Source organism: Klebsiella michiganensis (assembly GCF_002925905.1).
Classification (GTDB): domain Bacteria; phylum Pseudomonadota; class Gammaproteobacteria; order Enterobacterales; family Enterobacteriaceae; genus Klebsiella; species Klebsiella michiganensis.
Genome location: NZ_PRDB01000002.1, coordinates 84,150 through 97,148, shown reverse-complemented (window position 1 = coordinate 97,148; position 12,999 = coordinate 84,150). Strand labels below are relative to the sequence as shown.

Here is a 12,999-nt window from a genome sequence, read left to right as displayed (position 1 = left end):
GGCAAGCCGCCCGCGACGATCGGGCGGCTTTCGGCCGTTATCTCAGGTTGGTTTTGAAAAACTGTTCAAATCTGGCAAACGGGATTTTACCGGCCGCATTGTCATAGAGATCGACATGGTTCGCGCCGGGGACGATCACCAGCTCTTTCTCTTTGCTGCCGATGGCCTTAAAGGCGTCTTCGGCAAAATAGCGTGAGTGGGCTTTTTCTCCGGTCACGATCAGCGTCGGGATAGTGACTTCACTGGCATAGCTCAGCAGCGGCATATTCATAAACGACAGCGGCATGGTTGCATTCCACGCGCCGGTTGAGTTCACGGAGCGGGCGTGGAAACCGCGCGGCATCCGGTAATAGTCAAAGAACTCTTTCAAAACCGGGTTCGGGTTGGCCGGTAAGGTTTCCGGCAGAATACGATCGCCTGCGCTGACGTGACCTTTCTGATCGACATAAATATCATGCCCGCCCGGCGCGAATGTGCCGCTTTCCGCATCCTTCCAGCGCTGCGCGTTCAGATACTGCAAGACGGCGCGGCGATCGGCGGTAGTATAGCGGTCTTTACCGTCGCCAACGCCGTGGCCCATCGCGCGGCTCATGTCGTACATGACGCTGGTGGCCACCGCTTTCACCCGGGTATCCATCGCGGCGTCGTTCAGCGCCATGCCGCCCCAGCCGCAGATGCCGAGCAGGCCAATTCGGTTGCGGTCCACCTCGTTTTGCAATCCTAAGAAATCCACCGCCGCGCTGAAATCCTCGGTGTTGATATCCGGAGAGGCGACGTTACGCGGATGGCCGCCGCTTTCCCCCGTATAAGAAGGATCGAAGGCGAGGGTGACAAAACCCTGTTCCGCCAGGGTCTGCGCATACAGACCGCTGGACTGCTCTTTCACCGCGCCGAAGGGGCCGCTGACTGCAATCGCCGCCAGCTTGCGCTCGCCGCGATCTTTCGGAATGTAGAGATCGCCGACCAGGGTGATCCCATAGCGGTTCTGGAAGGTCACCTTACGGTGAGTGACTTTCGCGCTTTCCGCGAAGGTTTTGTCCCATTTTTCGACCAGCGAAACGGGCGCGTTTGGATTGGTTGTCCCGGCATAGCTCATGGTGGTGACTCCACTTAGTGACGCGCATAGCAGCATGGCAGGCATGGCGGCCGTCAATTTTCTGGTAAACGCTTTCATTAATCATTCCCCTAAAACAGGTTCCAGATACAGGTTTCATACGGACAACGCTGCTGTGCTTTGTTGCAATGCGCTGATTATAGTTAGCAGTCAGAGTGCTGATTAGCGGGTGAAAAGTGCTAAGATTCATATCATATTGTTATAAATTACGGCGCAGGCGCGGGAGGAATCATGGCAAAACGGGAAAACTATAACGATCTGTACCTGTTTATGCTGGTGGTGCGGGAGGGCAGTTTTACCGCCGCGGCGCAGCGGCTTGGGCTGGCGCAATCCGGCGTCAGCCGTGCGGTACGTGAACTTGAAGAAAGGCTGGGGGTACAGCTTCTGGTGCGTACCACCCGTAAACTCTCGCTCACCCAGGCCGGCGAGCAGCTCTATCGAACCGTTGAATCCGGCTTTGATGCGTTAGATTCGGGGCTTTCCACTCTGGCGTATTATCGCAACACCCCCACCGGTACCGTCCGCATCAATGCCAGCCAGCACGCCATTGATAAAGTGCTTCTGCCAAAGCTTTCGGTGTTCAAACAACGCTATCCCGATATCCGGCTGGAACTCATCAGTGAAAGCCGGTTTGTCGATATTATCGCGGAGCGATTTGATGCCGGGGTGCGTCTGGGGCCGGAAGTCGGCGGCGGTATGGTCGCGGTGCGCATTTCACCCGATATGGAGATGGTCGTTGTCGGCACGCCCGAGCATTTTCGCCGCTACGGTTTTCCGCAAACGCCGGCGGACCTGGTGGTTCATCCCTGTATCGCGTACCAGTTTGGCGACGGGACTATTTATGCCTGGGAACTCAATCAGGACGGTAAAAAAATCACCCACCGGCCGCAGGGACAGTGGGCCTTTGCCGACAGCTATATGGAAGCGAAGGCCGCCCGGCTGGGGTTGGGGCTGGCCTATGTCCCGCAGGAACTGGTTGCCGATGACTTAGAGCGAGGCGCGCTTATCAGAGTCCTGCAGCGTTACAGCCAGCGGCTGGAAGGCTCTTTTCTCTATTATCCCCATCGTAATGTGTCGCCCGCGCTGCGGGCGGTGATAGACACGCTGAGAATCTGAGCAAGCAGGACCCAGAGTGGGGCGCGGATCGTTGACTGGGTTTAAGGCAGTAACCGCAAGCATTTATCAATCATTGTGGTTTTTCACGGGGATGAGTGCCTTAATCCCGTTTTTCCAATAAGCTTTCTAACCACTCGGTAAACACCCGCACTTTGCGTGAAAGATGGCGGTGCGGATACAGAAGTGACAATTTGCGATCGGGGGTAGGGTTGTCAGGTAAGACTTCCACTAACAGGCCGCGATCGAGATAAGGCTGTAAAAAAACGTTCATTCCCTGGACTAATCCCAGCCCTGCCAGGCCTGCCGATAAATAGGTTTCAGAGTTATCGATGACCAGCTTGCCGGGAAGCGTCATTTCAACTATTCCTTCTGGCGTAGAAAACGTCCACGGCATAATTTGTCGGCTGCTGCTGTTAATCCAGTTGATGGCCTGATGCTGCTGTAGATCCTCCAGCGTTTGCGGCACACCGTGGCTGGCAATATAGGACGGGCTGGCGCAGGTCGTCATTTTAATATTGCCTAACTTACGGGCGATATAGTCCCCGTCGTCCAGTTCCCCCACCCGCAGTAAGCAATCAAGACCATCGCGCAGCATATCCCGGCGGAGGTCTGAGCTACTGAGGATGATTTCGACGTCAGGGTGCTGGCGATAAAAATCAGGCAGATGGGGGACGACCAATAACGTCGCAAAAGCGACGGGCATATCCACGTGAAGCTGGCCGTGCAATACGCTATCGCTCCCAAACGACTCCAGCAGCGCATCTGCCTGGGCCAGTAAAGGTTTACTCTGCCGATAAAACGCTTCGCCGTCAGGCGTCAGGTTGATGCGCCGCGTTGTTCGCTGCATCAAACGCGTGCCGCAGTGCTGCTCAAGCAGCTGCAATGCCTTAGTGACGGCAGGACGATGAATCTGCAGGTTCTCCGCTGCCTGAGTAAAGCTACCGGACTCGACAATTTCAATAAAAATGCGAATCGATTCAAAGAGGTTTATTTGCATAGCGGGCTTCTTTTGCCGGGATCGGGATATCACATTGTTACTGATTTTATAATAGTGATGCACTTTTTTGGCTATTTTTCTAAATAATATAACGTCCTACACTCCTTCCATCATGAAACTGAACCGCTCCATAGCGCTATTGTGAAGGATATTACTCCATGAAAAATAACCGAATCTGCCAGATCCTGAATATAGAAAAACCTGTTATTCAGGGGCCGTTATCGTGGTTGACCGATGCCCGTTTAGTCGCCGCTGTCAGCAATGCCGGCGGGCTTGGTGTGCTGGGGCCGAATGCCGGTTTAACCGCTGAGACCGCGGTGTCCACGCCTGAAGAAACCGCCGAAAAAATGCGTGAAGAGATCCGCAAAACCAAACGGCTGACCGAAAAACCTTTCGGCGTGAACCTGATCCCCGCGGCTGAAAACGATATCTGGACCCCGCCTATTTTGCAGGTGATAAAAGAAGAGGGTGTCAGGGCCGTGGTGTATACCGGCTACGGTGAAGGAGCGCTCATACCGGCGCTGTTCAACGAATTAAAAGAGGCGGGCATTGCTATCATCTATCGCGATATTAACCCGACGCCTGAAAATACCCGCCTTGCTGAAGAAGCGGGCGCCGATATCATCGTCGCGACCGGCTTTGATGAGGGAGGAACATTGCCGGGGACCGCGCTGGGAACCTTTTCTATCGTGCCGCTGATCGCCGATGCGGTGAAGCGTGTTCCGGTGATGGCCGCGGGCGGTATTACCGACAAGCGCACCGCCAGAGCGGCGCACGCGCTCGGCGCTGAAGGGATATTTGCCGGTTCGGTTTTTATCGCGACGGAAGAAAGCAGAGTGCCGCGGTCGGTCAAAAATAAAATTATTGCCGCCAGTGGCCTGGATTTACTGCTTTTCCGCACGCTGCCCCATTACTATCGCTCTCTGCCGGGCAGACTGGCCGAAAAACTGGTGGCGATGGATAAAGCCGGCGCCAGCAACGAGGCGCTCGGTGAAGCAATGGGGGGATTACGCGGCCTGCGCGTCGGCATGCTGGAAGGCAATGCCGATGAGGGCTATATCACGCTCGGCACGGGTATCGGCAGCATCCGCAGCGTCAAAAGCGTAGCGGAAGTGGTCGACGCGTTAACCGTGAGTTAGCGCTCCCCAAGAGACGCAGGCCGTTCAGCTAAATCATCCGCTTGTTAGCGTGTCTGACTGAGAATAATACGGTCGAATATACGGTCGCCCAGCCAGACGCGCAGACAGATAAGCATTTTTGCAAACTTACCTGCGGCATAGCGCGTACGTGGGTTCTTACTGTTAATGGCGCTTGAAACGACATCCGCGATAACCTTCGGATCGCTGCCTGTCCCGTGCCCGTAAGTTTTTTTGATCGACGCGGCCACCATTTTCACCAGTTGGCCATAGGGGCCACTGTGTGAACGTTTGACGATGCTTTCGCTGGCAGCATCACCGAAGCCTGTCTCTATCACCCCCGGCTCGACGATCGTGACCTTAATCCCAAATCCGGCGACCTCCAGGCGCAGGCAGTCTGACCATCCTTCGAGCGCGTGCTTTGTGGCGTGGTACCAGGCGCCAAGGATGCTGTACATCTTCCCTCCCATCGAGGAGATGTTGACAATATGCCCGCTACGTCTGGCCCGCATTGCAGGGAGCAGTAGCTGCGTCAGCCGTGCGGCACCAAAGAGGTTAACCTCAAATTGATAGCGTGCTTCATCAATACCGATCTCTTCTACGGGTCCATACAGGCCAAAGCCTGCATTATTGATCAGGACATCCACTCCCCCGGTTTGCGACAGAATGGCGTTTACACAGGAGACAATCTCCTCATCCCTGGCTATATCCATCCGTAACGGCTGTGCGCCAAGTTCGGCCAGATCGGCCATTTTATCGATGCTACGGGCGGCAACATATACCTGGTAACCATCCTGAATCAGGCGACGGGCAATAGCTTTACCCATCCCTGACGATGCGCCGGTGACCAGCGCGGTTTTCTTTTCCGGAGCGAACATAAGGACCTCGTTTCATGGACTGGCTACAGTTTGCCTGCAGACAGGCTCTTTTCATCTGGCCTTATGCGCCAGTACGCTTGCTAACGGCTCCATTCGCTTCAGATCAGAAAGGAAGCCGCCTTTTGTGGAAACGACAGGAGGTAACGCGATTCTTATGGCAAGTCGGTGCTTAACAACCGCGTCATCTCGTTTGTTTAACCTGAGGAGTTCTTTCCATTAAGACGCATGCTCCCTCTGACGGTTTCCGGCGTCTGTCCGGTCCAGGCCATAAATGCGCGATAGAAGGAGTTTGGATCTTCAAAGCCAAGCAGGAATGCAATCTCATAGCCGGAGAGATGGGTATGACTCAGATAGTGCCGCGCCAGGTTCTCCCGGCAAATATTGACCAATGTACGAAAATTTCCTCCCTCACTTTCAAGTCTGCGCTGAAGCGTACGTTTGCTCATACCGAGGCGCTCCGCCGTTTTCTCAATAGTGGCTTCGTTACCGGGAAGAAGCTCAAGAAGTACCGCCTGTACGCGTTCAGTTGTTGAGGCCGTTTCATCTAACGTGCTGAGACGGCGGCGCAGCTCTGGTTCAAATATTTGCCACATTCCTTCGTTCACCGTTAAAAACGGGCGGAGGGCATCAGCGGCGGAAAAGCTGATGGCCGGTTTTTCTCCATACGCTACGGCGGTACCGAAAAAGCGGGTAAGGTGGCCGTCCTGTATTCTGGCGGGAAGCTGAGGGAGCGTGACTTTCACTGCTGTGACCGGTTCGCGAGTGGCAAGTTTTAGCAGCCGCAGTAAGAAAGCAAGTTCTGCTATCTGCAGGGACGGAGGAATGTTTGTCGCTGACAGCCAGCGCGGTGAAACGGTAAGGATGCCGCTGTGTTCTACAACTATTTCCAGAACCATTGGGGCAATGAGTTGCTTATATCTGGCCAGTCGCTGAACTGCCTGCATCATGTTGGTGCTGCATAGTGCGGCGAAAAGCGGGGGATCAAAGATTTCAGCAGAGACTCTTTCTACCAGTGGTAAGGGAAAAGCAGGATCGTTTGTTTCTACCTCAAGGGCGCGCCAGAAACGAATATACTCCTCGATATTAAGGCCGCGCTCTGTCCTCGAAAACGTGTCGTCGGGCAATCCTGCTTTGCGTAGTAGATGTTGAGGCTCTAAACCCGCATCTTTTAGCAGCGCTTTCCAGCCGATATTGAGAGAGAAAGTACGGTTATGTGCCATTGTCAGGTTTCCGCAGGATGAGTGTTGTCAGGGAGCGAATCTTTTCCCGGAGAAGAGCATAACGTTTCAATCCTGGCGGTAACATTCATAAAGCGCCACAATTGTGGCAAATCACGCCAAATGAGAGGCGGCTGTACACCTTCCCGGGGTCATCGGGTCATCCCTGGGCGGCCTCTCCAGCCTGGGCCCTGGATTCATTCGCGTTACCAGCTCGCCAGCTGGCGAACATCGTGGCGTGAAAATAAAGCTTGCTATCAATCGCCATCTGTGTGATCAATAGCAAGTTGATTTACTACACAGATGCGGTAATAAACGGTTTAGCGAAGCAGTTCTCATCTCAAGCGTTATCCATAGATAATCCTTCTTTAGACTCTCCTTATCGTGATTAATTAAGCTCTGTGACGCGAATAATGTTAAAGTTTTTTGAACCTGCGACAACGATGACGGTCTAAACCCGTGTAGACAGGCTCAGAAGCTGGCGCAAACGGTGATAGTGAAGGAAAGTCCTTGTATCTCCCGTTTAGCGTGAAAAGTGCATAAGAGATAGCGTTATCCCAAAGCACACGATTATTTTATTGAAATCTACCGAACATTACGTGCCCTCGGGCAAACTAAGAAATTAACAACATTAAAAAATCGCTGGTGCAGTAATAGAGTTCAGTCTGAAGTGCGCTTCAGATGTTTCTATAAGAAGTAATGACAATGATGTCATTGTTATTCTCAACCATTCAGAGCAGCGTTTTTACGCTGTGACAGAAAAGCCGGGAAGGCGTTTTCTGTGAAATATGGCTAAATGTCCCTGCGGTAGAGAATGTTGTAGCAAAAAGAGGCTAACATCATGATTGACCACATTCATTTCAGATGCCCATGCTGTCATGGGTCACAGTACAGAACATCCACCTACGATGTTTCTGAAAAAAATCCGTTTGGCGCGAAATGCATTTTTTGTAAATCCGCAATGATTACATTTGATAACATCGCACCGCATATTTCCAGAAACTCGGCATCGCTGGCGTTACGGAAGTAAGAAAAGGCCCCGAAAAGGGCCTTTGATATCTGCAAATATCCTAAATAATTCGAGTTGCTTAAAGGCGGCCAGGGCGTGAGCTTCAAGAAGCATAGATAACGCCTTATCCCGGCGGCCCGTAAGGGCGAGGCTCATGGATGAACCGAGTAACAAAGCCAACACATAAGCCGCTTGAAGTATGACGGGTATAGTAAGCATTATTACCATTTTGATCGGGCTGCCTGCGGGCAGCTTTTTAGTTTGTTTAAATTTAAATCACGCCGTACTTTTCTTCTCTTTGCCGATGTGCGTCAATGCGCAGCTACGCAATTCTTACGGAAATCTTGTTGCGTTCTATAATTCTTAAACCAGAACTAATCAGGTATTTCTATGCATATCCTACCGCCCGTCCGTCCGGAAGAGAGTATCCAGCGCTTAACGGCGCTCCTGACGCCAATTGCTGAAAAAATGGTCGTTGTGCCGCGGAAACGCATGACCTGGACGCATAAAAATCAACCGCAGTTGTTCCTTTTCCTTGACGGCGAGCTCTCCATACTCCGGGCCTCGGACGGTCTGTTGATTGTCACGGTTTACCACCCACACCTGTTTGGTATTGCCGAGATGATCCAGCCGGTACGCGGCCATCAGCTGCGTGCGGAAACCGAATCGACAATACTGCGCGTTGATGCGCAAAAAGCGATGGAAGCCTTTCGCCAGCACGGCGTTTGGGAAGACGTCGCCTCACTGTTGTCGTACCACACGGCTTATCTTTTCTATCGCGACGCGCTCGTCGTACAGCAGCGAACCTACGCCGTTATCCGCAATCATTTGCAGGAAATGGGCCAGCTACCCGAAGAGACCCGGATGCGGGTCTCTATCCTGGATTATATCCAGGAACGTACGCACTTATCACGCAGCAGTGTATTAAACGTGTTGTCGGCGTTAAAAAGTGGTAATTATATTGCTTTTAAACGGGGAGGGTATTTGACGGGGGTGAATAAATTACCCGAGCGTTTTTAGCGCTGGCAGTTTGTCCAAAATTAAATAATAAAACGATTATCAGCGCGACGTTAATATTCTATTGTAGGCCCACTTAACTTTTGACGATGACATTTATTCGACAAAGGGTCGACAATGGGATGATTATGAAGAAGACGCTTATTACGTTAATTATTGCTCATACTTTTACGGCGACTGCCGCTTTTGCTGCTGCGGAGACAGGGACCTGGTACGCGGGGTCTAAATTTGGCTGGTCGCACTACGGCGACTCCAGCACCGATCGGCAAGTCGATGTTGACCGTGATAACGTCGGCGGCGGTGTGTTTACCGGCTATCAGATTAACCCCTGGCTGGCGGTTGAAGGTGGATATGACTATTTAGGGAATATGGGCATCAATGGTCGCCATGGCGCAGCCGGTTCGCAAATGAAAAGTCAGGGGCTACAGCTTTCGTTGAAGGCCAGCTACAGCCTGACCAGCGACTGGGATCTGTACGGCCGGGCCGGCCTGATGGGCTACCGTGCGGAATCCGATGTGAATGGAAAAAATCGATTTGATACGGGCGTGCGTCCGGTGCTGGCTTTCGGTACCGAATATGCCTTTAATGACAGATGGTCGGGGCGCCTGGAGTACCAGTGGGTCAACAATGTGGGTAACGAAAACCAAATTGGCGTGAGCAGCGATGTGAGCTCCGTGATGGCCGGCATTAGCTACCGCTTTGGGCAATAAACGCATCGTACGGGAAGAGTCTCCTTTGAATAAAAGGGGCTCTTTATCTGCTAATGGTATACCTATGGTCATAATTACAGTATATAACTGGTAGCCACAGGACCCGATAAAGTGTGATCGTGATCAACATTGATAATCGCCAATGCCTTTAAATATGATACAGGGAAAATAAATGTAATATATTAATGGTGATTTTATGGCAATTAAGGATTTTTTTAAACAGACCACACCTGGACGCCGTCGTTATGGCGTAGCGTTATTTGTCGGGGTAGTGGCAGGGATTATGTCGGCATTTGTTAAATGGGGCGCTGAAGTTCCTTTACCGCCGCGTACTTTCTCCGGTGGCAGAGATGAATTTAACCCACCTTATCTTTTCTTACGCGACTATCTGGGCATTGACCCGACGCATACGGTTTATACTTTTTCCGAACACATCATCAATCCGGTGATGGTTACGCATATTATATTCTCATTGGTATTTGCCGTTGGCTATTGTGTCGTCGCGGAGGTCTTTCCGAAAGTTAAATTATGGCAGGGGGTATGGGCCGGGATTGTCGCAACTATCGCCGTACACTGGATTTCCTTTCCGTTACTGGGCCTGACCCCCTCTTTATTGAATATTCCTGCCGATGAATATATTTCGGAACTGGTGGGGCATATTTTTTGGTTCTGGGCCATTGAGATGATTCGTCGCGATCTTCGCAACCGCATCACCCACGAACCGGACGCTGAAGTGCCTCTTGACGCGCCGTTCAGATAATTAATCCCCACAGAGCCCGCGATCTCGCGGGTTGTGTGGGGCGGGACGTAGAGATCAGGACAGAGATGAAGGCATTGTATTCAGCGCGAAGTTGAGGATCTTCTCGCCATCAAATGAGGCATAGGGCAAGCTTTCAATCACGGCAATTTCTTGTGGTAAATGCAGTGCGCTAATAAATTGTTCAACCTTATACTGGATATGCGGCGCAACCAGTACGCCATCATAGGCAGGCGCGACGCTAAAGAAATTTTCAACCCCAACGGCGCTGATTAATAAATCTAATTGCCGATCGTCAGCAATTTTTTGCATTTTGCGGGCAATAATCCCTGCCGTTTCGCCAAACAGACAGCATATTAATAGTTTTTTCACGATTTAACCCTCGGTGAGATAGCGAAGCTACACTATTCCTCCTTTACTCACGAAAATGCGCGATGTATCAATATTTGAGGTTAATTTCTGCGGATATTTTTATTATGACGGAGAGCATCACAGATGCGAAAAACGTATGCCTCTGTGATGCTGTGAATGGCAGGGATGACTCTCAGGCTACCTTTTTTTACGTGAAATCAGGAAGCGATCGCCGGCTCGCGTGAGCTTCGTTCCATTTGTACAGTACTCGATAGCAAAATTAAAAAACTCATCAGAGTCGAGCTCGAAATCCAGTTCGAGTTTAATGGCGTCGCCGGACTGCAGAAGCTGCTTTGCCTGTTCCAGATTGCTGGCTTTTACTGTTCCCATCTCTTCACCTCGTTTTAGCGCTGGTGGCGTCCGGGGGCTATCCTACAGGCTTTGTTTTACGATCGCGTGACACGGCTTATTATTTGCGCTTTCTGCCGTTCGCCAGCCGTTGCCATCGCTATGGATAAGCCGATAGCGATGGTCCGGGGTTCAATCTCAGTCGACGTTATTGAAGTAGTCCCGCGCCGCCGCCTCAACGTTCTTTGCCTCAATGCCCGTTTTCTCGGTGATTGAGGCAATAAACGGTTTGAACTTCTCCGTCATCACATGACCTCCGTCCCAATGAGCGACATAAAAACGGCACTGATAACGATAAAAGTGGAGAGTTTTGTCTCCTAACGTGTAATACATATGAATCTCCGGTTCAGTATGTCGGGTGGACAACAACAAGCGATGAGCAAAGCACGCATCAACGGATTCTATCCTCCTCCCAATTTGCGGAAATTTCCAGCATGCCGTACAAAACCATCTGGAATACGTAGGGAGAGGCATTCTCCAGCCCCGTGCTATGCAACGCCTTACGCAAAATTCAGCGCAACTTCAACGGCTTCACGCCAATCTCCGACAGGCGACTTGAAAAACTCAGATGAACTATCGATACTGTATAAAAACACAGTATTATAACGGGTGAATCTATTATGTTGTTCTATAAACCGGTTGAGTTGCGTCAGATCGTGTCGATTCCGCTGTTTAGCGACCTTGTCCCATGCGGTTTTCCCAGCCCTGCGCAGGATTATATTGAGAAGGGAATCGATCTCAATGAGCTTTGTATCAGCCATCCCGCGGCAACCTATTTTGTCATGGCGACAGGCACCTCAATGGTGGATGCCGGCATTTATGAAGGTACGCTGCTGGTGGTGGATCGCGGTCTGAAAGCGAAACATGGGGATATCATCATTGCCTCAGTCGACGGTGAATACACGGTTAAGCGTCTTTGTACGCACCCCATCATGCAGCTCTTGCCGATGAACCCGGATTTTCCGCCAATTGTGCTGCGCAACGACGGTGAAGCGCTGGAGATTTTTGGCGTCGTCACTTTCAGCATCAACAGGCTCCGCTGATGTTTGCCCTGGACGCCCTTCTAAGAGTCAAGCTGTTATCGGGATACTGTTGATCCGCCTGTTTTGATTGCGCAGTAACGTGTAAACTTCGCGGGAGATATATCGCTTTAGACAGCGTATCGCTTCCATTTTTGTATGTCCTTCGGCTACACGCCTGGCGACATATTCCTTTGTTTTTGCGTCAGTTCGTAAGCGTCCGATGGCGATGATGTGAAGTGCACTATTTGCAGCACGATCTCCACCACGATTAAGTCGGTAACGGTTCGTTTTTCCAGAAGAAACGGGGACCGGGCTGACACCACACAGTGCCGCAAATCCTGATTCTGATCTTAACCGTTGAGGATTGTCTCCGGCAGTGATCAGCAACTGTGAAGCGCTTTCGTATCCGATAGCATTACGTTTAATCAGCTCAGGTGCCAACTCGTCGACAATTGCCGCAATCATGACATCCAGATCAGCGATTTCGTCATGTAACTCGAGATAGCGTCGGGCAAGGGACTTTAATGAAATGCGATAAACGTTGGTTACATTGCGGTATTCACTGGCATCAGGTCTCCAGGAACCCAGGGTCCTGATGAGCTGCATGCGCGTCATATTTCTGAGCTGTTCACGTAATTCATCCGGGGCAGAGATAATATTTGAATGGATAATCTGGAGAGCGACTCTGCGGGCTGATATTGCTGTTTTTCGGCAAGTTTTTAATACCCGCAGGGACTCAATCATGCCATCACGCGTTTTGGGAGTAACTGTCCTGATGCCTGAGAATGCTGCATGAGCGGCACATTCAGCATCAATTGTGTCACTTTTACCCCGTTTGCGTCGCTCCATCCGGTCTGGAGCAGTCACCTCAAGAACTTCTAACCCGGCGCTCTGAAAATAACGAAGCAAACCGGAACCATAGGTACCTGTGCACTCAACACCAATTCGCTTTAATGTCCCAAACGAGGTCATCCATGCCAGCATCTGCCGGTAACCTTGTCGTGTTGTGGAGAAATACTGAGTCCCAAGGACTTTATTGTTCTGATCTACGACAGCGGCAACGTGCAAATCTTTATGTGTATCCACGCCACCCACAACGGCAGCTTCGGTAACTTTATCAACCATGACAGAGCTCCTGTGAGGAAACAGAGTTGAATCTCCAGACAGATAACCCGGACAGGACAGTAACGAGACAAGCCGTCAGGCCCTTCTTGAGTCACGCGCATCGGTGAGGAGATGCCTCGCATGAAGGCGCTTCCGGCAACCG

15 protein-coding genes are annotated in these 12,999 nt (G+C 51.4%); 7 read left to right on the top strand and 8 right to left on the bottom strand.

The window, feature by feature from the left end; all coding sequences use genetic code 11:
• Nucleotides 1–37: 37 nt before the first annotated feature.
• Nucleotides 38–1,174 (bottom strand): alpha/beta hydrolase, encoded by a 1,137-nt coding sequence (locus tag CDA56_RS07605; RefSeq protein WP_014229103.1) that lies wholly within the window; start codon nt 1,172–1,174, stop codon nt 38–40.
• Between the two features lie 171 nt (nt 1,175–1,345).
• Here CDA56_RS07605 and CDA56_RS07600 point away from each other — a divergent pair, with 171 nt between their 5' ends.
• Entirely contained in the window at nt 1,346–2,230 is an 885-nt protein-coding gene (locus tag CDA56_RS07600) for a LysR family transcriptional regulator (RefSeq protein ID WP_014838299.1), read from the top strand.
• 100 nt (nt 2,231–2,330) lie between these two features.
• Here the strand turns inward: CDA56_RS07600 and CDA56_RS07595 are convergent, their stop codons facing one another.
• Nucleotides 2,331–3,227 carry a LysR family transcriptional regulator gene (locus tag CDA56_RS07595; RefSeq protein ID WP_102803588.1) on the bottom strand — a complete coding sequence of 299 codons (897 nt, stop codon included), beginning with the start codon at nt 3,225–3,227 and terminating at the stop codon, nt 2,331–2,333.
• Between the two features lie 158 nt (nt 3,228–3,385).
• On the opposite strand from CDA56_RS07595, the gene CDA56_RS07590 reads away from it, so the two are divergent.
• A complete protein-coding gene (locus tag CDA56_RS07590) occupies nt 3,386–4,366 on the top strand; it encodes an NAD(P)H-dependent flavin oxidoreductase (RefSeq protein WP_102803587.1) in 981 nt (326 codons plus the stop codon).
• A gap of 44 nt (nt 4,367–4,410) precedes the next feature.
• Here the strand turns inward: CDA56_RS07590 and CDA56_RS07585 are convergent, their stop codons facing one another.
• Both CDA56_RS07585 and CDA56_RS07580 read right to left on the bottom strand, forming a co-directional pair.
• Complete coding sequence (locus tag CDA56_RS07585; protein WP_048263679.1) at nt 4,411–5,241, bottom strand: oxidoreductase; 831 nt, start codon at nt 5,239–5,241, stop codon at nt 4,411–4,413.
• A 194-nt stretch (nt 5,242–5,435) separates the two neighbouring features.
• Nucleotides 5,436–6,461, bottom strand: a complete 1,026-nt coding sequence (locus tag CDA56_RS07580; RefSeq protein ID WP_025107986.1) for an AraC family transcriptional regulator — start codon at nt 6,459–6,461, stop codon at nt 5,436–5,438.
• 838 nt (nt 6,462–7,299) lie between these two features.
• Between CDA56_RS07580 and ymcF the strand changes: the two genes are divergently transcribed.
• The 4 genes from ymcF to CDA56_RS07555 all read left to right on the top strand — a co-directional run bounded on the left by ymcF (nt 7,300) and on the right by CDA56_RS07555 (nt 9,954).
• Nucleotides 7,300–7,488 carry a cold shock small protein YmcF gene (gene ymcF / locus CDA56_RS07575; RefSeq protein ID WP_071532263.1) on the top strand — a complete coding sequence of 63 codons (189 nt, stop codon included), beginning with the start codon at nt 7,300–7,302 and terminating at the stop codon, nt 7,486–7,488.
• Nucleotides 7,489–7,857: 369 nt separating this feature from the next.
• Nucleotides 7,858–8,487 carry a winged helix-turn-helix transcriptional regulator gene (locus CDA56_RS07565; RefSeq protein ID WP_014838304.1) on the top strand — a complete coding sequence of 210 codons (630 nt, stop codon included), beginning with the start codon at nt 7,858–7,860 and terminating at the stop codon, nt 8,485–8,487.
• A gap of 125 nt (nt 8,488–8,612) precedes the next feature.
• Entirely contained in the window at nt 8,613–9,194 is a 582-nt protein-coding gene (locus CDA56_RS07560) for an outer membrane beta-barrel protein (protein ID WP_032720811.1), read from the top strand.
• Nucleotides 9,195–9,390: 196 nt separating this feature from the next.
• The gene (locus CDA56_RS07555) at nt 9,391–9,954 is read left to right on the top strand and encodes a YagU family protein (RefSeq protein WP_014229112.1); all 564 of its coding nucleotides are present in this window, start codon (nt 9,391–9,393) and stop codon (nt 9,952–9,954) included.
• A 54-nt stretch (nt 9,955–10,008) separates the two neighbouring features.
• On the opposite strand, the gene CDA56_RS07550 is transcribed toward CDA56_RS07555, so the two are convergent.
• The 3 genes from CDA56_RS07550 to CDA56_RS07540 form a co-directional block, all read right to left on the bottom strand.
• On the bottom strand, nt 10,009–10,323 hold the full coding sequence (locus tag CDA56_RS07550; RefSeq protein ID WP_004850294.1) for a PTS sugar transporter subunit IIB: 315 nt from the start codon (nt 10,321–10,323) through the stop codon (nt 10,009–10,011).
• 177 nt (nt 10,324–10,500) lie between these two features.
• On the bottom strand, nt 10,501–10,692 hold the full coding sequence (locus CDA56_RS07545) for a hypothetical protein (protein WP_004850297.1): 192 nt from the start codon (nt 10,690–10,692) through the stop codon (nt 10,501–10,503).
• 156 nt (nt 10,693–10,848) lie between these two features.
• Entirely contained in the window at nt 10,849–11,043 is a 195-nt protein-coding gene (locus CDA56_RS07540) for a hypothetical protein (protein WP_014229113.1), read from the bottom strand.
• A 287-nt stretch (nt 11,044–11,330) separates the two neighbouring features.
• On the opposite strand from CDA56_RS07540, the gene umuD reads away from it, so the two are divergent.
• Entirely contained in the window at nt 11,331–11,753 is a 423-nt protein-coding gene (umuD, locus tag CDA56_RS07535; protein ID WP_004850301.1) for a translesion error-prone DNA polymerase V autoproteolytic subunit, read from the top strand.
• Between the two features lie 27 nt (nt 11,754–11,780).
• Here umuD and CDA56_RS07530 read toward each other — a convergent pair whose 3' ends face one another.
• A complete protein-coding gene (locus CDA56_RS07530) occupies nt 11,781–12,857 on the bottom strand; it encodes an IS110 family RNA-guided transposase (protein ID WP_032448228.1) in 1,077 nt (358 codons plus the stop codon).
• Nucleotides 12,858–12,999: the final 142 nt, after the last annotated feature.